The organism is Streptomyces maremycinicus (genome assembly GCF_001184025.1).
Lineage (GTDB): Bacteria > Actinomycetota > Actinomycetes > Streptomycetales > Streptomycetaceae > Streptomyces > Streptomyces maremycinicus.
Map to the genome: position 1 here is coordinate 183,799 of NZ_BBYG01000010.1, position 18,870 is coordinate 202,668.

Annotated in this window: 20 protein-coding genes, 1 tRNA gene and 1 pseudogene; 11 read left to right on the plus strand and 11 right to left on the minus strand. The window is 71.1% G+C overall.

The genetic code is table 11. The annotated features are described in order from the left end of the window. Positions 1-17: 17 nt before the first annotated feature. The 4 genes from AOQ37_RS08410 to AOQ37_RS08425 all read right to left on the minus strand — a co-directional run bounded on the left by AOQ37_RS08410 (position 18) and on the right by AOQ37_RS08425 (position 2,002). The gene (locus AOQ37_RS08410) at positions 18-350 is read right to left on the minus strand and encodes a DUF3140 domain-containing protein (protein ID WP_062642818.1); all 333 of its coding nucleotides are present in this window, start codon (positions 348-350) and stop codon (positions 18-20) included. Between the two features lie 48 nt (positions 351-398). Continuing rightward, the gene (locus AOQ37_RS08415; protein ID WP_062642819.1) at positions 399-881 is read right to left on the minus strand and encodes a Dps family protein; all 483 of its coding nucleotides are present in this window, start codon (positions 879-881) and stop codon (positions 399-401) included. After that, positions 878-1,135: a WhiB family transcriptional regulator gene (locus AOQ37_RS08420; protein ID WP_062642820.1), complete on the minus strand. Its 258-nt coding sequence runs from the start codon at positions 1,133-1,135 to the stop codon at positions 878-880. Before AOQ37_RS08420 ends, AOQ37_RS08415 begins: the two co-directional genes overlap by 4 nt. A 66-nt stretch (positions 1,136-1,201) precedes the next feature. Further along, entirely contained in the window at positions 1,202-2,002 is an 801-nt protein-coding gene (locus AOQ37_RS08425) for an alpha/beta hydrolase (RefSeq protein WP_062642821.1), read from the minus strand. A 110-nt stretch (positions 2,003-2,112) separates the two neighbouring features. On the opposite strand from AOQ37_RS08425, the gene AOQ37_RS08430 reads away from it, so the two are divergent. Then, the gene (locus AOQ37_RS08430; protein WP_062642823.1) at positions 2,113-3,300 is read left to right on the plus strand and encodes a thiolase family protein; all 1,188 of its coding nucleotides are present in this window, start codon (positions 2,113-2,115) and stop codon (positions 3,298-3,300) included. A gap of 79 nt (positions 3,301-3,379) precedes the next feature. Then, entirely contained in the window at positions 3,380-4,153 is a 774-nt protein-coding gene (locus AOQ37_RS08435; RefSeq protein ID WP_062642825.1) for a sulfite exporter TauE/SafE family protein, read from the plus strand. A gap of 81 nt (positions 4,154-4,234) precedes the next feature. On the opposite strand, the gene AOQ37_RS08440 is transcribed toward AOQ37_RS08435, so the two are convergent. From AOQ37_RS08440 to AOQ37_RS08450, 3 genes are all read right to left on the minus strand, one after another. Beyond that, positions 4,235-6,322, minus strand: a complete 2,088-nt coding sequence (locus AOQ37_RS08440) for an MDR family MFS transporter (protein ID WP_062642827.1) — start codon at positions 6,320-6,322, stop codon at positions 4,235-4,237. 61 nt (positions 6,323-6,383) lie between these two features. Next, positions 6,384-7,157: a precorrin-6A synthase (deacetylating) gene (cobF, locus tag AOQ37_RS08445; RefSeq protein ID WP_062642830.1), complete on the minus strand. Its 774-nt coding sequence runs from the start codon at positions 7,155-7,157 to the stop codon at positions 6,384-6,386. Positions 7,158-7,199: 42 nt separating this feature from the next. Beyond that, positions 7,200-7,730, minus strand: a complete 531-nt coding sequence (locus AOQ37_RS08450; RefSeq protein WP_062642832.1) for a DUF309 domain-containing protein — start codon at positions 7,728-7,730, stop codon at positions 7,200-7,202. Positions 7,731-7,830: 100 nt separating this feature from the next. Between AOQ37_RS08450 and AOQ37_RS08455 the strand changes: the two genes are divergently transcribed. From AOQ37_RS08455 to AOQ37_RS08470, 4 genes are all read left to right on the plus strand, one after another. Next, positions 7,831-7,907: transfer RNA gene (locus tag AOQ37_RS08455), tRNA-Pro, on the plus strand. A 170-nt stretch (positions 7,908-8,077) separates the two neighbouring features. Continuing rightward, positions 8,078-8,650, plus strand: coding sequence for a TetR/AcrR family transcriptional regulator (locus AOQ37_RS08460; RefSeq protein ID WP_057604285.1), 573 nt, complete (start codon positions 8,078-8,080; stop codon positions 8,648-8,650). A gap of 125 nt (positions 8,651-8,775) precedes the next feature. Beyond that, entirely contained in the window at positions 8,776-9,954 is a 1,179-nt protein-coding gene (locus tag AOQ37_RS08465) for an acyl-CoA dehydrogenase family protein (RefSeq protein ID WP_062642834.1), read from the plus strand. Between the two features lie 2 nt (positions 9,955-9,956). Continuing rightward, positions 9,957-10,715, plus strand: coding sequence for an SDR family NAD(P)-dependent oxidoreductase (locus AOQ37_RS08470; protein ID WP_062642836.1), 759 nt, complete (start codon positions 9,957-9,959; stop codon positions 10,713-10,715). 24 nt (positions 10,716-10,739) lie between these two features. Here the strand turns inward: AOQ37_RS08470 and AOQ37_RS08475 are convergent, their stop codons facing one another. Then, positions 10,740-11,525 carry a GntR family transcriptional regulator gene (locus AOQ37_RS08475; protein ID WP_062642838.1) on the minus strand — a complete coding sequence of 262 codons (786 nt, stop codon included), beginning with the start codon at positions 11,523-11,525 and terminating at the stop codon, positions 10,740-10,742. Between the two features lie 146 nt (positions 11,526-11,671). Beyond that, positions 11,672-11,773, minus strand: a pseudogene (locus tag AOQ37_RS39705) (5-dehydro-2-deoxygluconokinase); the annotation flags it as partial. A gap of 304 nt (positions 11,774-12,077) precedes the next feature. On the opposite strand from AOQ37_RS39705, the gene AOQ37_RS08480 reads away from it, so the two are divergent. From AOQ37_RS08480 to AOQ37_RS40810, 5 genes are all read left to right on the plus strand, one after another. Beyond that, on the plus strand, positions 12,078-13,097 hold the full coding sequence (locus AOQ37_RS08480; protein ID WP_062642840.1) for a sugar ABC transporter substrate-binding protein: 1,020 nt from the start codon (positions 12,078-12,080) through the stop codon (positions 13,095-13,097). Next, positions 13,097-14,173, plus strand: a complete 1,077-nt coding sequence (locus AOQ37_RS08485; RefSeq protein ID WP_062642842.1) for an ABC transporter permease — start codon at positions 13,097-13,099, stop codon at positions 14,171-14,173. Before AOQ37_RS08480 ends, AOQ37_RS08485 begins: the two co-directional genes overlap by 1 nt. 5 nt (positions 14,174-14,178) lie before the next feature. Further along, on the plus strand, positions 14,179-15,129 hold the full coding sequence (locus tag AOQ37_RS08490; RefSeq protein WP_062642844.1) for an ATP-binding cassette domain-containing protein: 951 nt from the start codon (positions 14,179-14,181) through the stop codon (positions 15,127-15,129). A 186-nt stretch (positions 15,130-15,315) separates the two neighbouring features. Next, complete coding sequence (locus tag AOQ37_RS08495) at positions 15,316-16,569, plus strand: serine hydrolase domain-containing protein (protein WP_062642846.1); 1,254 nt, start codon at positions 15,316-15,318, stop codon at positions 16,567-16,569. A gap of 51 nt (positions 16,570-16,620) precedes the next feature. Then, the gene (locus AOQ37_RS40810) at positions 16,621-16,794 is read left to right on the plus strand and encodes a hypothetical protein (protein ID WP_199824961.1); all 174 of its coding nucleotides are present in this window, start codon (positions 16,621-16,623) and stop codon (positions 16,792-16,794) included. 91 nt (positions 16,795-16,885) lie between these two features. Here the strand turns inward: AOQ37_RS40810 and AOQ37_RS08505 are convergent, their stop codons facing one another. Together AOQ37_RS08505 and AOQ37_RS08510 are read right to left on the minus strand one after the other, a co-directional pair. Continuing rightward, on the minus strand, positions 16,886-17,890 hold the full coding sequence (locus tag AOQ37_RS08505) for a Gfo/Idh/MocA family protein (RefSeq protein WP_062642849.1): 1,005 nt from the start codon (positions 17,888-17,890) through the stop codon (positions 16,886-16,888). A gap of 199 nt (positions 17,891-18,089) precedes the next feature. Then, positions 18,090-18,866: an SDR family oxidoreductase gene (locus AOQ37_RS08510; RefSeq protein WP_062642851.1), complete on the minus strand. Its 777-nt coding sequence runs from the start codon at positions 18,864-18,866 to the stop codon at positions 18,090-18,092. Between the last annotated feature and the right edge of the window lie 4 nt (positions 18,867-18,870).

Genomic DNA, 18,870 nt, shown 5'->3' on the forward strand with positions numbered 1-18,870 from the left:
GCGTCCCGCGCGGTACCTCAGGGCTTGAGCGGATCGTGGCCGATCGTCATCAGACGGTGGCGTCCGCGGGTGTCCCGGGCACTGGGCTCGTTCTCCGCGTCCGCCTGCTCCGCGACCGTGTCCACGACCCGGTACATCACGCGGACGTCGTCGTCGGTCAGGTCGGTCCGCCGTTTCTGGAGGATCGCCAGCACATGCTGCCCGGTGGGGGTCCCCGCCTCCTCGGGCAGCGGCTCGGCGTTCTCGTCGGCGTCGCGCACCCGCAGCCAGGCGGCCAGCTCCTGCGAGGTCATGTTCACCGCGCGATGGAAGTCCTCCCACAGCGCGTCGAGTTCGAGCGCGTCGGTCATGACGGTGCGTCGCTCCTTTCCTGGATCAGCTCTCGCGCGGCTTCTCGATCAGCTCTCGCGCGGCCAGTTCTCCGCCTCGAACATCCACCGCTGCTTCTCCAGCTCGGCGGTGATGCCGATCAGCAGGTCCTGGGTGACCGGATCCGCTTCCTCGGTCGCCGTGATCCGTTCCCGCAGCCGTGCGATCGCCGCGCCCAGCGTCTCCGCGATCAGCTGGACGACGTCCTCGTCGCGCAGCCAGCCGTCCTTCGGCGACGGCAGGGTGAACGCCGACGCGATCGTCTCCGGACGGCCGTCGGGCGGCAGGCCCAGCGCCGCGGCGCGCTCCGCCACCGTGTCCGAGAACGTACGGGCGGTCGAGACGACCTCGTCGAGCTGGAGGTGGATCGAGCGGAACCGGGGTCCGACGATGTTCCAGTGCGCCTGCTTCCCGATCAGGGACAGGCCCAGAAGGTCCACGAGGGTGGTCTGCAACGCGTCGAAGGTGACCTGGCGGGCCGGTTCGGGCAGGGGGCTCTTCACGACAGTCATGCGGTGCTCCTTGTCGTCGCGTCGTGTCTGGCGGTACGGAGCAGTTCCGCGCGTTCCTCCTCGCCGGTCCCGCCCCACACGCCCGAGGTCCGTCCGATCGCGAAGGCGTAGGACAGGCACTCGGAGCACACCGTGCAGCGGGCGCAGACGCGTTTCGCCGCCGCGACGTCGCGCAGGGCGGGTCCGCTCGTGCCCACGGGGAAGAACAACTCGGGGTCCTCGCCCACACAGGCGGCACTGCGCAACCACTCCATGCAGGCGCGGGTGCCCCGGTCACACCACCGCAAACAGCCGCAACCCGTTCCGCCCCGGCGGCCGTCTCAGGTGGCGGGCACACCGTCCAGGAAGCGGATCACGTCCGCGAACACCTCGGCGCGGTTCGTCTCGTGGAAGACCTCGTGCCGGGCTCCCGGGTAGATCCGCTCGGTCGGCGTACCGCCGCTCAGCCGCTCGACGCCGGTCCGGCTGCCGGGCAGCGGGACCAGCCGGTCGTCCTCCCCGTGCAGCCACAGCAGGGGCAGCGGGCCGATGTCGCCGCCCGCGGACACGGTCTCCAGGGTCCGCGCGAACGCCTCCAGCGTCGGCCGCTTCATCGGCCCGTGCCAGACCAGCTCGTCCGCCGCGTAGGCCGCGCCCACCGCGGGATCGCGGGAGAGGGCGGCGGGCGAGACGGGGAGGTCGGGGATCTCCGTGTGCGCCAGCAGCCGTCCGGGCAGCTCCCAGCCGCCGATCACCGGGCCGGACAGCACGAGCGCGGCGAGGGTGTCGCCGTACCGCTGGGCGTAGCGTGCCGCGATCAGGCCGCCCATGGAGTGCCCGATCACGATCGACGGGAGGCCCGGGTACGCCTCCCCGGCGAGCCCTGCCACGGCGCGCACATCGGTGACCACGTCCTCGAAGTCCTCGATCACCACGCGCTCGCCCGCCGATCTGCCGTGCCCCATGTGGTCGGGGGCGAAGACGGCCGCGCCGTGCCCGGTCAGGACGCCGGCGAGTTCCCCGTAGCGGCCGGCGTGCTCGCCGTAGCCGTGCACCAGCAGCACGACGCGGCGGGGGCGCGGCGGGGACCACTCGTGCACGGCGATCGTGCCGCGGGTCCCGGTCAGGACGTGCTCGGTCATCGCTCCTCCAGCTGCGCCGGCTCTGTCGGTGAAGGCTTCGGGGAATCTTCCCAGCGGTCGGGCCGGGGTCTATAGTCGAAAACTAGCAGTGCTAATCAAGGAGTCCTGACGTGCGTCCCGTCCACTTCGCGGCCGCCCGCCGCACCCCCGTCGGCCGACTGCGCGGAGCCCTGTCCTCCGTACGGCCCGACGACCTCGCCGCGACCGTCATCCGCGGTCTGATCGCCGAGGTGCCCGCGCTCGACCCGGCCCGGATCGACGACGTCTACTGGGGCGCCGCCAACCAGGCGGGCGAGGACAACCGCAATGTCGCCCGGATGGCCGCCCTGCTCGCCGGCCTCCCCGAGACCGTGCCGGGTGCCACCGTGAACCGGCTGTGCGCCTCCGGGCTCGAGGCCGTCACGACCGCGGCCCGTACGATCGCCGCGGGCGAGGCCGACATCGTGCTGGCCGGCGGCTCCGAGTCGATGAGCCGCGCCCCCTTCGTCCTGGCCCGCCCCGACGAGGCCCTCCCGCACCGCGTCGAGACCGTCGACACCCGGCTCGGCTGGCGCCTGGTCAACCCCGCCATGAAGGACCTGCACGGCGTGCTCGCCATGGGAGAGACCGCCGAGGAGGTCGCGGCCCGCTACGGCATCAGCCGCGAACGCCAGGACGAGTTCGCCCTGCGCAGCCACCGGCTGGCGGCGCTGGCCCGCAAGGACGGCCACTTCGACGACGAACTGCTGCCCGTGCGGCGCCCGGACGGCGTGGTCGTCGACGCCGACGAGGGCATCCGCGAGGACAGCTCACCGGAGAAGCTCGCCAAGCTGAAGCCCGTGTTCCGCGAGGGCGGCACGGTCACCGCCGGCAACGCCTCACCCATGAACGACGGCGCCGCCGGACTCCTCCTGGTCAGCGAGGAGGCGCTCGACGAACTGGGCCTGGAGTCCCTGGGCCGCTATGTCGCCGGCGCCTCCGCCGGTGTCCACCCCGACGTGATGGGCATCGGACCGGTCCCCGCCACCCGCAAGGCGCTGGCGCGCGTCGGCTGGAGCGTCGACGACGTCCAGGAGGCCGAGTTCAACGAGGCGTTCGCCGCCCAGGTGCTGGCCTGCGTCGACCAGCTCGGAATCGACCCGGACCTGGTCAACCCCAGCGGCGGCGCGATCGCCCTCGGCCACCCGCTGGGCGGCTCGGGCGCCCGGATCCTCACCACCCTCCTGCACCGTATGCGCCGCACCGGAGCCGAGCGCGGACTGGCCACGATGTGCGTCGGCGTCGGACAGGGCAGCGCGGTACTGGTCGAGCGCCGCTGACAGGCCGGAGGGCGGGAACAACCACCAGGCGAGACGGCCTTCTGGCCGTCCGGTAGGTGTGCGTAGCATCGGTCTCCGCATGAACACGATGAACTTGTGGCACATCACCGGCTGGGAGTTCGCGGCGCTGGCCCTCGCGGCCCTGCTGGTCGGCTTCTCCAAGACGGCCGTGAGCGGGGCCAACACGGTCAGCCTCGCGATCTTCGCGGCGATCCTGCCCGCACGTGCCTCCACCGGCGTCCTGCTGCCGATCCTGATCGCGGGCGACGTCCTCGCCGTCCTCACCTACCGGCGGCACGCCCACTGGCCCACGCTGTGGCGGCTGTTCCCGGCGGTCGCGGCCGGCGTGGTCTTCGGGACGGTGTTCCTGGTGTGGGCCGACGACGAGGTGATGCGCACCTCGATCGGGGCGATCCTGCTGCTGATGGCGGGCGTCACGGTGTGGCGCCGCCGCACGGCGGAGGCCGCCGACGAGCCCGACGCGGTGGTCACCCGGTCCGGCCGGTTCAAGGCCCGCTCCTACGGCGTCCTCGGCGGCTTCACCACCATGGTCGCCAACGCAGGCGGCCCGGTGATGTCGATGTACCTGCTCTCCGCCGGCTTCCGCAAACTCGGCTTCCTCGGCACCTCCGCGTTCTTCTTCCTGATCGTCAACGTCTCGAAGGTGCCGTTCAGCGCGGGCCTCGGACTCATCGACGGCAACTCGCTCCTGTTGGACGCGGCGCTCGTCGCGTTCGTCGTCCCCGGCGCGCTGCTCGGCAAGTGGGCCGTGCCCCGCATCGACCAGCGGCTCTTCGAACGACTGGTGATCGCGGCGACCGTGGTCGGCGGACTCCAACTCCTGCTGCGGTAGGGGCCGGCCGCACGCCCCCGGCCGGGCGGCCGCTCAGAGCGGCCGGTGCTCGTGGCAGAGGCTGCTCGGGGCAGACGCTGCTCAGGGCGCGACGACGCCCGCAGGTTCCGGTTCCCGCCGGTGGCGGGGCAGGCCCTCGTTGAGGTCCTCGACCAGGAGCCGCTTGGCGATCGTGTCCACCGCCGCCCGCAGGTCACCGCCCGCCGGGCGGCCGATGTCCTGGGCCACCCGCTCCTCCAGCCACTCGCCCCACGCGTGAGTGATCACCCCGGCCTCGCGCGTGCCCGCCTCCGTGTGGGACAGCAGGGAACCGTGGCGGGTCAGATAGCCCTCGTCGACCATGCGGTCGAACACCGGCAGCAGCACCTCCGGCGGCAGATGCCGGCGGGCGGCCACGAGCCCGAGACTGGTGTGGCCGACCATGCGGGTGAACAGCTCGACCTGCATCACCGCCCAGGCACCGGCCACGTCGAGCCGGGTGTCGGAGCTCTCGACGATCCGGCGCGCGGTGTCCGCGTCGGTACCGCCGATGATCTTCGCGACGGAGGCCTCCAGCACCCGCCGGGAGTCCGCCCCGGACGGCTGCCCGAACCCCTCGCCCATGTCGGTGGAGCTCATCCGCGCGCTGTCGCGCAGCTCGACCTGCTTCAGGAACAGGGCGACGACGAAACCGACGGCCGCGACCGGCACCGTCCACAGGAACACCGTCTGGATGGTGTCCGCGTAGGCGTGGACGATCGGGTCGGCGACGGCCGGGGGCAGCCGGTGCAGACCCTCCGGGCTGGTCGCCGCCGTGGTGATGGCCGCCGGGTCGACGCTGCCCGCCGCCGCCGTCGTGGCGGCCCCGATGCCCTCCTTCAGGTTCGGGGTGAGGGAGTTGGTGTACAGGGTGCCGAACACGGCCGTGCCGAAGGAACTGCCGAGCGTGCGGAAGAACGTGACCCCGGAGGTGGCGGTCCCCAGGTCGGCGTACTCGACGGTGTTCTGCACGGCGATCGTCAGCACCTGCATGGACAGGCCGATCCCGGTGCCGAGCACGAACATGTACAGCGATTCCAGCCACGCGCCCGTGCCGGGACCCATGAGGGACATCAGGTACAGCCCGACGCCCATCACCAGCGAGCCGACGATCGGGAAGAGGCGGTACCGCCCGGTCTTGCTCACCACGTTGCCGCTGAACACCGACGCGATGAGCAGACCGAGCACCATGGGCAGCGTGCGCACACCCGAGACCGTGGCCGAGTCGCCGTCGACGTACTGGAGATAGGTCGGCAGATAGGTCAGCGCGCCGAGCATCGCGAAGCCGACGATGAAGCTGAGGATCGAGCAGACGGAGAAGACCGGGTTGCCGAACAGCCGCATGGGAAGCATGGGTTGCCGCGCCCGCGTCTCGACCCGGCAGAAGAGGGCGAGGGCGACGGCGCCGCCCACGAACAGGCCGATGATGACGCCGGAATCCCACGCGTACTCGTTGCCGCCCCAACTCGTCGCCAGGATCAGCGCGCTCGCGCCGACCGCGACCAGCGCGATGCCCAGGTAGTCGATGACCGGCCGGACCGCCGACTTCACCACCGGGATGGTGCGGGCGGCCGCGAAGACGACGACGATCGCGATCGGCACGTTGACGTAGAACGCCCACCGCCAGGACAGATGGTCGGTGAACAGCCCGCCCAGCAGCGGTCCGATGACGGTGGCCACGCCGAACACGGCCCCGATCGCGCCCTGGTACTTGCCCCTCTCCCGCAGCGGGATGACGTCGGCGATCAGCGCCATCGCCGTCACCATCAGACCGCCCGCGCCGATGCCCTGCATGGCCCGCCAGGCGATCAGCAGCGACATGTTGGTCGCCAGGCCGCACAGGAACGACCCCGTGATGAACACGATCGCCGAGACCTGGAAGACCACCTTGCGGCCGAACAGGTCACCGAACTTGCCGACCAGCACGGTCGCGACGGTCTCCGCGAGGAGGTACGAGGTGACCACCCACGACATGTGCGCGGCCCCGCCGAGGTCCGACACGATCGTCGGCAGCGCGGTGCCCACGATCGTCTGGTCCAGCGCCGCCAGCAGCATCCCCAGCACGATCGTCCCGAAGACGATGTTGCGTCGGCGCGGGTCCAGGACGGGCGGCTGGGCGGCGGCCGGAGCGATTTCCTCGGAGACGGTCACGAGGTCACGATCACACCGGCACCCCCGCCGCGCACCCGGGGACGGGCCGCCCGGGGGGCGGCTACTCCCGCCCCGGGTTGCGGCGCAGCAGGTAGGTGTCCATGATCCAGCCCTTGCGCTCGCGCGCCTCGGCGCGCAGTCGCTCGATACGGGGACCGGCCTCGGCGATCGGACCCGAGACGAGGATCTCGTCCGGGGTGCCTATGTAGGCGCCCCAGTAGATGTCGACGTCCTCCCCGGCGTACTGCCGGAAGGTCTGGTGGGCGTCCAGCATCACCACCACGTCGTCCACCCCCTGCGGGAAGCCCTCGGCGAGCCGCCGGCCCGTCGTGATCTGCACCGGACGCGCCACCCGGTTCAGGCCCGTGCGGTGCCGGGCGACGAGCGCCGAGACACTGCTGATCCCGGGGACGACGTCGTACTCGAAGGCCACCGCGCCCCGGGCGAGCACCTCCTGGAGGATGCCCAGCGTGCTGTCGTACAGCGCCGGGTCGCCCCAGACCAGGAACGCGCCGCTCTCGTCCTCGCCGAGCTCCTCGGCGATCAGCCGCTCGTAGATCCCGGCGCGGGCGCTGCGCCAGTCCCCGACGGCGGGGGAGTAGGCCGCGCCGCCGGCCCCGCGGTCCCGCTCCGGATCCCGGGCCTCGACCACCCGGTAGCTCCCCGCCGGCAGGTGCGCGTCGAGCATGTCGTGGCGCAACCGCGTCAGGTCGCTCTTGACCTCGCCCTTGTCCAGGACGAAGAACACGTCCGTGCTCCGCAGCGCCCGGACCGCCTGGAGGGTCAGCTGGTCGGGGTCGCCCGCGCCGATACCGATGACATGAATCTTTCGCACGCCCCGAGTCTGCCGTACGCCACTGACAGTGACGGGGCCGGGTCAGCGCAGCCGGGGCGCCCGGGCCCGCGCGTCCACGGCGGCCCCGGTCCGCTCCACGGTGTCCGCGAGCTCCCGCGCCCACCGCGCCAGAGCGGCGAGGTCCATTCCGTGGGGCCGGTCCTGCCCGGCGTCGGCCGCCCACTCCCGCACCGCGCCGGCGCCGCGCCGCAGCAGCCGCGCCCCACCCGTGAGGTTCCCCCGGGCGGCGTGCGTCAGACCCACCGCGAGCTGCGCGAGCCCGCGCCACAGGGCGCGCTCCGACGCGGGGCCCGACTTCCAGGCGTCCTCGAAGACCTCGTGCGCGTGGAACGGCTTCCCGGCGTCCAGCAGGGTCTGCGCCTCGGCGACGGTCGCCTCCGGGGTGCGGACGACCCCCTCGGGCTGCCGCTCCACACCGGGCGTGCCGTACGGCAGGGGCCGGCCGAGCCCGTCCCGCGGCCGGGCGTTGCGCGCCCGCCCCTCGCCGTCCCGGTCCCGGGGGCCGGCGGGCCGGCCGCCGCTCGTACCTCCTGCGCTGTCCAAACGGTCCATGAGCCGATTGTCCCGCGTCCGGGCCCTCTTCGGCGCACCGCCCGGTGTGGGGTAAAGTGCTGTTCGCGCGATCACACGGCGAACACCGTGCGAGGCGCACCGGGACGTGGCGCAGCTTGGTAGCGCACTTGACTGGGGGTCAAGGGGTCGCAGGTTCAAATCCTGTCGTCCCGACCAGCTTCACGGCAGGTCGGAAGCCGCTTTCTCGTCATCGAGAGGGCGGCTTCGGTGCGTTCGGGGCACCTCCGCGGTGCCGCGGACCGCCCTCGCGGCCCACGAAGGCCCCGCCGACCGGGTCGCCCCGCGCGGGGCGACCCGGGAGTAACCGGGGAGGCTACGCTGGGATCATGCCGTCCAACCGCCGAACCGCCAGGCAGGCCGACCTGCTGGAACGCCTCGTCGCGCTGCTGACGGCGGAGGGCTTCTCCGACCTCACCCTGGACGATCTCGCCGAGCGGCTGCGCTGTTCCAAGACGACCCTGTACCAGCTCGCCCGCAGCAAGCAGGGGCTGGTCGTGGAGGCGGTCAAGCACTACTTCCGCGGGGCCACCGAGGCGGTCGAGAAGCGGGTGGCGCAGACCGTCGACCCCTCGGACCGCGTCCGCGCGTACCTGACCGCCGTGGCCGAACAACTGCGCCCGCTCTCGCGCCGGTTCCTCGACGACGTGGCGGACTTCCCGCCCGCCCGCGAGGTGTACGAGGCCAACACGCGGATGGCCGCGGAGCGGGTGCGCCGACTGATCGCCGAGGGCGTCTCGGACGGCGCCTTCCGCGAGGTGCACACCGCGTTCGTCGGTGAGGTCGCCGCGGCCACCATGCGCCAGATCCAGCAGGGCGAGCTCAAGACGCGTACGGGGCTGACCGACGCGGAGGCGTACGAACAGCTCGCGTCGCTCATCGTGCACGCCGTCTCCTCCTGACGCGGACCCTTTCCGACCGTGGCCGGATGCCGGGGGCCGCCCCACGGGCGTACTGTGAATGATACGTTAGTACGCACTCCAGTATCACTTCCAGTACTCACCGGTACTCCTACGTGGAGGTCACCATGCCTGCCACTCGTGCCCTGCCGACCGAGGAAGCCGTCGAGCTCATCCAGCTCACGCGCGTCCTCGCCGCCAAGGAGCTCGCCCCCCGGGTCGCCGACGCGGAGGCGGACGGGGCGTTCCCCCGGGACGTCTTCCGCACCCTCGGGCGCAGCGGCCTGCTCGGCCTGCCCTTCGCGGAGGAGGACGGCGGCGCGGCCCAGCCGTACGAGGTCTACCTCCAGGTCCTGGAGGAGGTCGCCGCGGTCTGGTCGAGCGTCGCGGTGGGCATCTCCGTGCACGCCCTGTCCTGCTTCCCGCTGGCCCGCTTCGGCACCGAGGAGCAGCGGCGCAAGTGGCTGCCGGAGATGCTGGCCGGTGAGCTGCTCGGCGCCTACTGCCTGTCCGAGCCGCACGCCGGCTCCGACCCGGCGGCCATGCTCACCCGGGCGGTCCGCGACGGCGACCACTATGTGCTCGACGGCACCAAGGCCTGGACCACGCACGGCGGTTACGCCGACTTCTACACGGTCATGGCCCGCACCTCCGACGACCGCGCGCGCGGTGTCTCCTGCTTCCTGATCCCGGCCGGCACCCCGGGGCTCAGCGCCGATCCGCCGGAGCGGAAGATGGGCCTGACGGGCTCGGCGACCGCGACCATGCGGCTGGAGAACGTCCGGGTGCCCGTCGAACGCCGGATCGGGGAGGAGGGGCAGGGGCTGAAGATCGCGCTCGCCTCCCTCGACTGCGGCCGTCTCGGCATCTCGGCCGTCGCCACCGGCCTCGCCCAGGGCGCCCTCGACCACGCGGTGCGCTACGCGCGGGAACGGGAGACCTTCGGCAAGCCGATCATCGAGCACCAGGGACTGGCGTTCGTGCTCGCCGACATGGGCGCCGCGATCGAGTCGGCGCGGGCCACCGCGCTGTCCGCCGCCCGGTTGAAGGATCTCGGCCTGCCCTTCACACGGGAGGCGTCGATCGCCAAACTCGTGGCCACGGACAACGCCATGAAGGTGACCACGGACGCCGTGCAGGTCCTCGGGGGGTACGGATACACCCGCGACTTCCCCGTGGAGCGCTATATGCGCGAGGCCAAGGTCATGCAGATCTTCGAAGGAACCAACCAGATCCAGCGCATGATCATCTCCCGTGCGCTGGACCGTGACGAGGGCGGTGTGCTCACCGTCCTCGGCAAGGAGTGATGATGCAGCTCGAGAACACCGCCGCCCTTGTCACCGGCGGTGCGTCCGGCCTCGGCGCGGCCACCGCGAAGGCGCTCGCCGAGGGCGGCGCCCGGGTCTTCGCCCTCGACCTCAAGGAGGGCATCGACAAGGCACCCGAGGTGCCCGGCGTGACGTACGTGCCCGCCGACGTCACCGACCCCGAGCAGGTCGGCGCCGCCGTCGCCACCGCGGCGGGCTCCGGTGTCCCGCTGCGCACGGTCGTCAACTGCGCCGGGATCGGCCCGTCCGCGCGGATCCTCGGCAGGAAGGGCGTCCACGACCTCGCCCTCTACGCCAAGGTGATCCAGATCAACCTGGTCGGCACCTTCAACGTGCTCGCGCTCGCCTCGGAGGCCATCGCCGCGACCGAGGCCGACGAGAACGGCCAGCGGGGTGTCATCGTCAACACCGCCTCCATCGCCGCGTACGACGGGCAGGTCGGCCAGGCCGCCTACGCGTCCTCCAAGGGCGGGGTCGTCGGCCTGACCCTGCCCGCGGCCCGCGATCTCGCGCAGTACGGGATCCGGGTGTGCACCATCGCCCCGGGTATCGTGGAGACGCCGATGCTGGCGACGGTGTCGGAGGAGTTCCGCGCCTCGCTCGCCGAGGGGGTGCCCTTCCCGCGCCGTCTGGCCCGGCCCGAGGAGTACGCCCGGCTGGCCCTGGCGATCGTCGACCACGACTACCTCAACGGCGAGACCATCCGCATGGACGGCGCGCTGCGGATGGCCCCGAGGTAGCTCCCCGGCGGTGTGCGGCGGTCCTCAGGACCTGACCAGCAACTGGAAGTCGAACGCGTAACGGGACGCACGGTAGATGTGCGTCCCGTACTCGACCGGACGGCCGGTGTCGTCGTACGCCGTGCGCCGCATGGTCAGCAGGGCCGCCCCCTCCTTCTCGGCGAGCAGACCGGCCTCCTGGGCGGTGGCGGAGCGGGCGCCGATGCTCTGGCGGGCGCTGTGCAGGGTGATGCCCGCCGTACGCAGCATCCGGTACAGGCCCGTCGACTCCAGACGTTCCGTGTCGAGGTCCAGGAGCGCCGGGGGCAGGTAGTTGCACAGGAACGCCACCGGCTGTCCGTGCGTGGCGCGCAGCCGTTCCAGGACGGTGACCTCGCTGCCCTCCGGGACGCCGAGCGCGGCGGCCACGTCGGCGGTCGCCGGCACGTGCTCGTTGCGCACGACCCGGGTGGTCGGTCCCTGTCCGGCCGCCTCCAGGTCGTCGTAGAGGCTGCTCAGTTCCAGCGGCCGCTTCACCTGGCTGTGCACGACCTGGGTGCCGACTCCCCGCCGCCGGACCAGGAGTCCCTTGTCGACCAGGGACTGGATGGCCTGGCGGACCGTCGGGCGGGACAGGCCGAGGCGGGTCGACAGGTCGATCTCGTTGCCCAGGAGGTTGCCGGGGGCGAGCGCTCCCTGTTCGATCGCCGCCTCCAACTGCTGGGCGAGCTGGTGGTAGAGCGGCACCGGACTGGTGCGGTCCAGGGCGAAGTGCAGCAGGTCGAGCGCGGAGCCGGGCGCGGCACGGGATCTGTCGCCGGTCTTCGCCATCGGGGCACCTCCTGGGGTCGGTGGGGCCGGTAGGGGTCGGCCGGGGCCGGAGGCCGGGGGTCGGCCGGACCGGACCGGACGGATCAGAGGGTCCCGGCCATGAGCGACAACTCCCGCCGGGCGGGGGCGAAACGGTCCGTTGCGGACGTGTCCGTCCGGGTGAGGGGTACGTCCGGTCGCAAGGGGTAGAGATCGATCCCGGTACGACCCATCGTGATCACGTCCAGTGGCGCGGCCGACTCGGCCATGTGCGACGCTCCTCACGGTGATCGGGGCCTGGCGTCTCCCAGGTGTAGGTCCCGGGGACGCGCATGTCAAGAGTTTGTACTTACATTCTGACCTGATTGTGAAATGATGTCTTAACAAAGTATTGACAGTGAGCCCGCCAAGGGATTGGATCCGGCATCAAGCAGCGCACGCCGGGCCCGGGACACCTGAACAGTCGCGGACCCGGCCCCATGGCCCCAATCTGAGGAGAAGCGGGCCCCGGATCCTCGCGATCGCCTTTCCCATCCCGTCGTTTTCTCCGTCGCACAGTGAGGTGCAGGAAAGATGGACAGCTCTTCCCCCTCCCGCTCGAGCAGAATCGCCCCGGTCGTGGCCCTGGCCGCGGCGGTGGCCCTGACCCTCGCAGGCTGCTCCAGCAGCTCCGGCGGCAAGAAGTCCGAGGAGAGCGCGGACGGCGCTTCCGCGGGCAAGGCGAGCACCCCGCAGATGACGGTCGCCCTGGTGACCCACCAGTCGCCCGGCGACACCTTCTGGGACATCGTCCGCAAGGGCGCCGAGGCGGCCGCCGCCAAGGACAACGTCAAGCTGGTCTACTCCGCCGACCCGAACGCCGGGAACCAGGCCAACCTGATCCAGAACGCGATCGACCAGAAGGTCGACGGCATCGCGGTCACCCTCGCCAAGCCCGACGCGCTGAAGGACGTCATAGCCAAGGCGAAGACCGCGAAGATACCCGTGGTCGGGCTCAACTCCGGTGTCAGCGAGTGGAAGAACCTCGGCCTGATGGAGTTCTTCGGCCAGGACGAGACCGTGGCCGGCGAGGCGCTCGGCAACCGGCTCAACTCCGAGGGCGCCAAGAAGGCCGTCTGCGTCATCCAGGAGCAGGGCAACATCGGCCTCACCCAGCGCTGCGCCGGTGTGAAGAATACGTTCTCGGGCACGACGGAGACCCTGTACGTCAACGGCACCGACATGCCGTCCGTGAAGTCGACGATCACCGCCAAGCTGAGCCAGGACAAGGCCATCGACTACGTCGTCACCCTGGGCGCCCCGTTCGCGCTGACGGCGGTGCAGTCGAAGGCCGACGCGAGCAGCAAGGCCAAGATCGCCACCTTCGACCTCAACAAGGACCTGACGAGCGCCATCGACCAGGGCACGATCGAGTTCGCCGTCGACCAGCAGCCGTACCTCCAGGGCTACCTGGCGATCGACTCGCTGTGGCTCTACAAGAACAACGGCAACTACATGGGCGGCGGCGAGCAGCCGGTGCTGACCGGTCCGGCCTTCGTGGACAAGACCAACGTCGACGCGGTCGCCTCGTTCGCCGCGAAGGGCACCCGGTGATGAGCATGACCCACCATGCCGAGCCGGCGGTGACCACACCGCCGGCCCCCGGCCGCAAGGAGAGTGACGGCCGGACCAAGCAACGCCCGCTGGCCCTCAGGCTGTTGGCGCGGCCCGAGGTGGGAGTGTTCCTCGGCGCGGTCGCGGTGTACGTGTTCTTCCTGATCGCGGCGCCGCCGGTGCGTGACGGCAGCTCGATGGCGAACATCCTGTACCAGTCGTCGACGATCGGGATCATGGCGCTGCCGGTGGCGCTGCTGATGATCGGCGGCGAGTTCGACCTCTCCGCCGGTGTCGCCGTCATCACCTCGGCGCTCACCGCGTCCATGCTCAGCTACCAACTCACCATGAACGTGTGGGTCGGTGTCGTCGTCGCCCTCCTGGTCTCCCTCGGGATCGGCTTCCTCAACGGCTGGATGGTGGTGAGGACCGGGCTGCCCAGCTTCCTGATCACACTGGGCACGTTCCTGATCCTCCAGGGCGTGAACCTCGCCGTCACCAAGCTGATCACCACCAACGTGGCCACCGACGACATCAGCGACATGGACGGCTTCGGGCAGGCCAAGAAGATCTTCGCCTCGTCCTTCGACGTGGGGGGCGTCCAGGTCAAGATCACCATCGTGTACTGGCTGGTCTTCGCGGCCCTCGCCACCTGGGTGCTGCTGCGCACGAAGTACGGCAACTGGGTGTTCGCGGTGGGCGGGAACAAGGAGAGCGCGCGGGCGGTGGGTGTGCCGGTGACGTTCACGAAGATCTCGCTGTTCATGCTGGTCGGCTTCGGTGCCTGGTTCGTGGGGATGCACCAGCTGTTCACGTTCAACACGGTGCAGTCCGGCGAGGGTGTGGGCCAGGAACTGATCTACATCTCGGCGGCCGTCATCGGCGGCTGTCTGCTGACCGGCGGCGCCGGTTCGGCGATCGGCCCGGTCTTCGGGGCGTTCATGTTCGGGATGGTGCAGCAGGGCATCGTCTACGCGGGCTGGAACCCCGACTGGTTCAAGGCCTTCCTCGGCGTCATGCTCCTGGGCGCCGTCCTGATCAATCTGTGGGTCCAGCGCACGGCCACCCGGAGGTGACCCGAATGACCACCGACGGAACCGGCACGCACGGCGCCATCCTCACGGACACCGTTCCCGAGGGCGGTGACAGTCCGCTCGTCGAACTGCGCAACGCGGGCAAGTCGTACGGCAACATCCGTGCCCTGCACGGGGTCGATCTCGTCGTCCGCCCGGGCCAGGTGACCTGTGTCCTGGGAGACAACGGCGCCGGCAAGTCGACACTCATCAAGATCGTCTCCGGTCTGCACCAGCACACCGAGGGCGAGTTCCTCGTCGACGGCCGCCCCGTGCGCTTCTCCACCCCGCGCGAGGCCCTCGACCAGGGCATCGCCACCGTCTACCAGGACCTCGCGACGGTCCCGCTGATGCCGGTGTGGCGCAACTTCTTCCTCGGCTCCGAACTCACCAAGGGACCCTGGCCCGTACGGCGGCTCGACATCGACACGATGAAGAGGACCGCCGACGACGAACTGCGCAACATGGGCATCGTCCTCGACGACCTCGAGCAGCCCATCGGCACCCTGTCCGGCGGCCAGCGCCAGTGCGTGGCCATCGCCCGCGCCGTCCACTTCGGCGCCCGCGTCCTCATTCTCGACGAGCCCACCGCCGCCCTGGGCGTCAAACAGTCAGGAGTCGTCCTCAAGTACATCGCCGCCGCCCGCGACCGCGGCCTCGGCGTCATCTTCATCACCCACAACCCCCACCACGCCTACATGGTCGGCGACCACTTCAGCGTCCTGCGCCTGGGAACCATGGAACTCTCCGCCTCCCGCGACCAGGTCAGCCTCGAGGAACTCACCAACCACATGGCCGGCGGCACCGAACTCGCCGCCCTCAAGCACGAACTGGCCCAGGTCCGCGGAGTCGACGTCGACGAACTCCCGGAGGAGAAGGACCTCACCGCGCCCGTGGCGAATCCCGCGCCCGGCCCCGCGACGGATCCCGTGGCGGGTCCAGGGGAGAAGACGCCCTGACGGGGTGAAGTTCCCGCGCTCCCGCGGGGCCTGGACCACGGGCCGGGTCACCAGGCGCGTCGCGCCGTCGCCGACAGGCGGCGGCGCGCCCGCGCTCGTATGGTGGGGGTGCTGGGCCGCATGCGGCCCGTGCCCTCTGGTGCGGCTGGGCCTGCGGCGGAAACCTCCTCATCCGGGAGCGAGCCCATGACACAGCCGAGCATCCGCATGCGCAGGGGGATCGTCGTAGCCGTAGCGGTGGGCGCGCTGGTGGTGCCGGCCGCCGCAGGGGCGGCGACGGCGCTCCCGTCCTCGGCCGCCACGGCCGCCGCCGGCACCGAGCCGCCCTCGCCGTCCTCGTCCGGGGACGGCGTCGTCGAACTCACCCCGGCCGTGCAGCAGCAGGTCGACCAGGCCGTCCAGCGCGTCATGAAGCAGGCGAACGTGCCCGGCGTGAGCGTCGGCATCTGGACACCGGGCAAAGGCCAGTACGTGAAGTCCTTCGGTGTCGCCGACAAGAGCACAGGCCGGAAGATGGATCCCGGCCTCTACATGCGCATCGGCAGCGAGACCAAGACCTTCACCGTCACCGCGGTCCTCCAGCTCGTCGACGAGGGGAAGATCGGCCTCGACGACACCATCGGCGAGTACATCGACGGAGTGCCGAACGGCGACAAGATCACCCTGCGTCAGCTGGCCGGCATGCGCAGCGGGCTGTTCAACTACTCGGCGGACGAGGACTTCTTCAAGGCGCTGACCTCCGACCCGCAGCGGCCGTTCACCCCGCAGCAGCTGCTCGACTACTCGTTCAAGCACCCCGTACTGTTCCCGCCGGGCGAGAAGTTCTACTACTGCAACACCAACCTCATCCTGCTCGGCCTGGTCGTCGAGCAGATGAGCGGTCAGCAGCTCAACGACTACATCCAGGACCACGTCCTGGACCCGGCGGGCCTGGACCACACCCTGTTCCCCACCGGGAACGAGTTCCCGACCCCGCACTCCCAGGGCTACACCGACCAGACCGCGACCGGGGCGGTCGCGGACACCGCCGACTGGAACCCGTCCTGGGGCTGGGCGGCCGGCGCGATGATCTCCCGGCTCGACGACCTGCGGGTCTGGGCGCGCACCGTGGCCACGGGTGTGCTGCCCGACGGTGAGCGGATGATCAGCCCCGCCACCCAGAAGCAGCGCCTGATCACCCCGCCCACCCCCATTCCGGGCGCCGGCTACGGGCTCGGCATCTTCAACGTGCAGGGCTGGATCGGCCACAACGGCTCGCTGCCCGGCTACGAGTCCCTCACCATCTACCTGCCGTCGGCGCGGGCGACCCTCGTCGTCGTGCTGAACACCGACATCAACTACCGGAACCAGGAGCCCAGCACCCTGTTCGGCGACGCGATCACCACGATCATCTCGCCGGACCACGTCTTCGACCTGCCGGCGGAACCAGCGGCGAGGTGAGGACGTTCAGACAGGTACGGAGTGTGTGCAGTCGTGGACGGGGAGGGTGAGATGCAGGAGGAAGAGCAGGCCGGCACCGAGGAGGCCCGGCGCCGGGCCCGGTTCGGCGCGCTGCCCGAGCGGACAAGGCCGCAGGACATGGTCGAGGAACGCCCGGCCACCCCGCGGGACCCGGCCCGGGACGCCTACGACCCGGACGAGTTCGCGATGCGCTACGGACTGTGAGCCGGTGAGGGCGGCCGGGGAGCATCTCCCCGGCCGCCCTCGTCCGGACGGTTCCGGTCCTTCGGCGGCCGGACGTTTCCGGTCCTACGGCTCAGGAGGCGCGGACCTCCGCGATCGTCACCGGCCGGTGCTCGTGCAGGGACAGCGTGCACGCCTCCGCGATCCAGCCCGCTTCCAGGGCGTCCTCGATCGTGCAGGGCGAGGTGCGGGTGCCGGCCACGACCTCGGTGAACGCGGTGAGTTCGGCGCGGTAGGCGGCGGCGAAGCGGTCCATGAAGAAGTCGTGCGGGGTACCGGCCGGGAAGGTCACGCCGGGCTCCACCGACCGCAGCGGCAGCTTGTCCTCCAGACCGACCGCGATCGAGTCCGTGAAGCCGTGGATCTCCATGCGGACGTCGTAGCCCCGGGCGTTGTGGCGGGAGTTGGAGACCACCGCGATCGTGCCGTCGTCGAGGGTGAGGATCGCGCCGGTGGTGTCGGCGTCGCCCGCCTCCTTGATGTAGTCGGCGCCCCGGTTCCCGCCCACCGCGTACACCTCCGTCACCTCGCGGCCGGTGACCCAGCGGATGATGTCGAAGTCGTGCACGGAGCAGTCCCGGAAGATGCCCCCGGAGGCGGCGACGTACGCGGCCGGCGGCGGGGCCGGGTCCAGCGTGGTCGAGCGGACCGTGTGCAGCGTGCCCAGCTCCCCGGCCGTCACCGCCGCCCGCGCGGCGACGAAACCCGCGTCGAAGCGGCGGTTGTAGCCGATCTGGATGGGGACGGCACTGCCCCGGACGGCCTCGAGCACCCGCACGCCCTCGCTCATGGTCTTCGCGACGGGCTTCTCGCAGAAGACCGGGATGCCCGCCTCGACGGCGGCCAGGATCAGGGCCGGGTGGGCGTCCGTCGCCGCCGCGACCACCACGCCGTCCACCCCGGCGGCCAGCACGGCCTCGGGGGAGTCCGCGACCTCGGCGCCGAACCGCTCGGCGGCGTTCTTGGCGGCCTCCGCGAAGGGATCGGCCACGACGAGCGACGAGACGGCGTCGAGTCCGGAGAGGGTCTCGGCGTGGAAGGCGCCGATGCGGCCGAGGCCTAGGATTCCGATGCGCATGCGCTCCGCTGCTTTCCTGGTCGTTTCGGTTGCTGTCTGCTGCTGTTGGTCGCTGTCCGACGCCGGGGCTGCGCCCCGGACCCCGATCGCCCTTCGGGCTCGTCCTCAAACGCCGGACGGGCTGGAACTGGTGAAAATGCTCGGCGGACGGGGGAGCATGCTCGCCGGACGGCTGAGACGAGGATGCTTGTCGAGGGGTTCAGTCGAGGCCGCCGAGTACGTTCTGGTCCCAGTCGATCACCGATCCGGTGACCACGCCCGAGCGCTCGGACAGCAGGAACACCACGAAGTCGGCGATCTCGTCCGGCTGGCCCAGTTTTCCCATCGGAAGTCGTGCGGCGGCCTGCTCGCGCCAGTCGTCACCGGCGCCGTGGAAGGCCTTCTGCGTCGTGTCCTCGCCCTCGGTGGCCGTCCAGCCGATGTTGAGACCGTTGATCCGGACCCGGTCGAAGCGGTGCGCGTGCGCCGCGTTGCGGGTCAGGCCGATCAGGCCGGCCTTTGCGGCGACGTACGGCGCGAGGAACGGCTGACCGCCGTGGGCCGAGGAGGTGATGATGTTGACGACCGTGCCGGGTGCCTCACGGGCCAGCATGTCCGCGACCGCCGCCTGCATCGAGAAGAACGGCGCCCTGAGGTTGATCGCGATGTGCTCGTCGAACAGCTCGGGCGTGGTGTCGAGCAGGGTGCCCCGGGAGGTCAGTCCCGCCGAGTTCACCAGGCAGTCGACGCGGCCGTACACGGCCACCGTCTCGGCCACCGCCCCCTTCGCCTGCCCGGCGTCGGAGAGGTCGGCCCGGACGAAGAGGGCCTTGCCGCCCGCGGCGGTCAGTTCCGCCACCAGCGCCTCGCCCGGCTCCGGCCGCCGCCCGGTGACGGCCACCAGGGCACCCTCGCGGACCGCGGCCCGCGCGACGGCCGCGCCGACGCCCTGGCTGCCGCCGTTGACGAGGACGACCTTGTCGTCGAGAAGTCCCATGGAG

Excerpts from the sequence above, each read along its gene's own strand:
- AOQ37_RS08495 (WP_062642846.1), top strand. The coding sequence starts at position 15,316 with ATGACACAGCCGAGCATCCGCATGCGCAGGGGGATCGTCGTAGCCGTA.
- AOQ37_RS08450 (WP_062642832.1), bottom strand. The coding sequence starts at position 7,730 with ATGGACCGTTTGGACAGCGCAGGAGGTACGAGCGGCGGCCGGCCCGCC.
- AOQ37_RS08465 (WP_062642834.1), top strand. The coding sequence starts at position 8,776 with ATGCCTGCCACTCGTGCCCTGCCGACCGAGGAAGCCGTCGAGCTCATC.
- AOQ37_RS08510 (WP_062642851.1), bottom strand. The coding sequence starts at position 18,866 with ATGGGACTTCTCGACGACAAGGTCGTCCTCGTCAACGGCGGCAGCCAG.
- AOQ37_RS08470 (WP_062642836.1), top strand. The coding sequence starts at position 9,957 with ATGCAGCTCGAGAACACCGCCGCCCTTGTCACCGGCGGTGCGTCCGGC.
- AOQ37_RS08475 (WP_062642838.1), bottom strand. The coding sequence starts at position 11,525 with ATGGCGAAGACCGGCGACAGATCCCGTGCCGCGCCCGGCTCCGCGCTC.
- AOQ37_RS08485 (WP_062642842.1), top strand. The coding sequence starts at position 13,097 with ATGAGCATGACCCACCATGCCGAGCCGGCGGTGACCACACCGCCGGCC.
- AOQ37_RS08490 (WP_062642844.1), top strand. The coding sequence starts at position 14,179 with ATGACCACCGACGGAACCGGCACGCACGGCGCCATCCTCACGGACACC.
- AOQ37_RS08420 (WP_062642820.1), bottom strand. The coding sequence starts at position 1,135 with ATGGAGTGGTTGCGCAGTGCCGCCTGTGTGGGCGAGGACCCCGAGTTG.
- AOQ37_RS08460 (WP_057604285.1), top strand. The coding sequence starts at position 8,078 with ATGCCGTCCAACCGCCGAACCGCCAGGCAGGCCGACCTGCTGGAACGC.
- AOQ37_RS08415 (WP_062642819.1), bottom strand. The coding sequence starts at position 881 with ATGACTGTCGTGAAGAGCCCCCTGCCCGAACCGGCCCGCCAGGTCACC.
- AOQ37_RS08410 (WP_062642818.1), bottom strand. The coding sequence starts at position 350 with ATGACCGACGCGCTCGAACTCGACGCGCTGTGGGAGGACTTCCATCGC.
- AOQ37_RS40810 (WP_199824961.1), top strand. The coding sequence starts at position 16,621 with ATGCAGGAGGAAGAGCAGGCCGGCACCGAGGAGGCCCGGCGCCGGGCC.
- AOQ37_RS08480 (WP_062642840.1), top strand. The coding sequence starts at position 12,078 with ATGGACAGCTCTTCCCCCTCCCGCTCGAGCAGAATCGCCCCGGTCGTG.
- AOQ37_RS08425 (WP_062642821.1), bottom strand. The coding sequence starts at position 2,002 with ATGACCGAGCACGTCCTGACCGGGACCCGCGGCACGATCGCCGTGCAC.
- AOQ37_RS08505 (WP_062642849.1), bottom strand. The coding sequence starts at position 17,890 with ATGCGCATCGGAATCCTAGGCCTCGGCCGCATCGGCGCCTTCCACGCC.
- AOQ37_RS08435 (WP_062642825.1), top strand. The coding sequence starts at position 3,380 with ATGAACACGATGAACTTGTGGCACATCACCGGCTGGGAGTTCGCGGCG.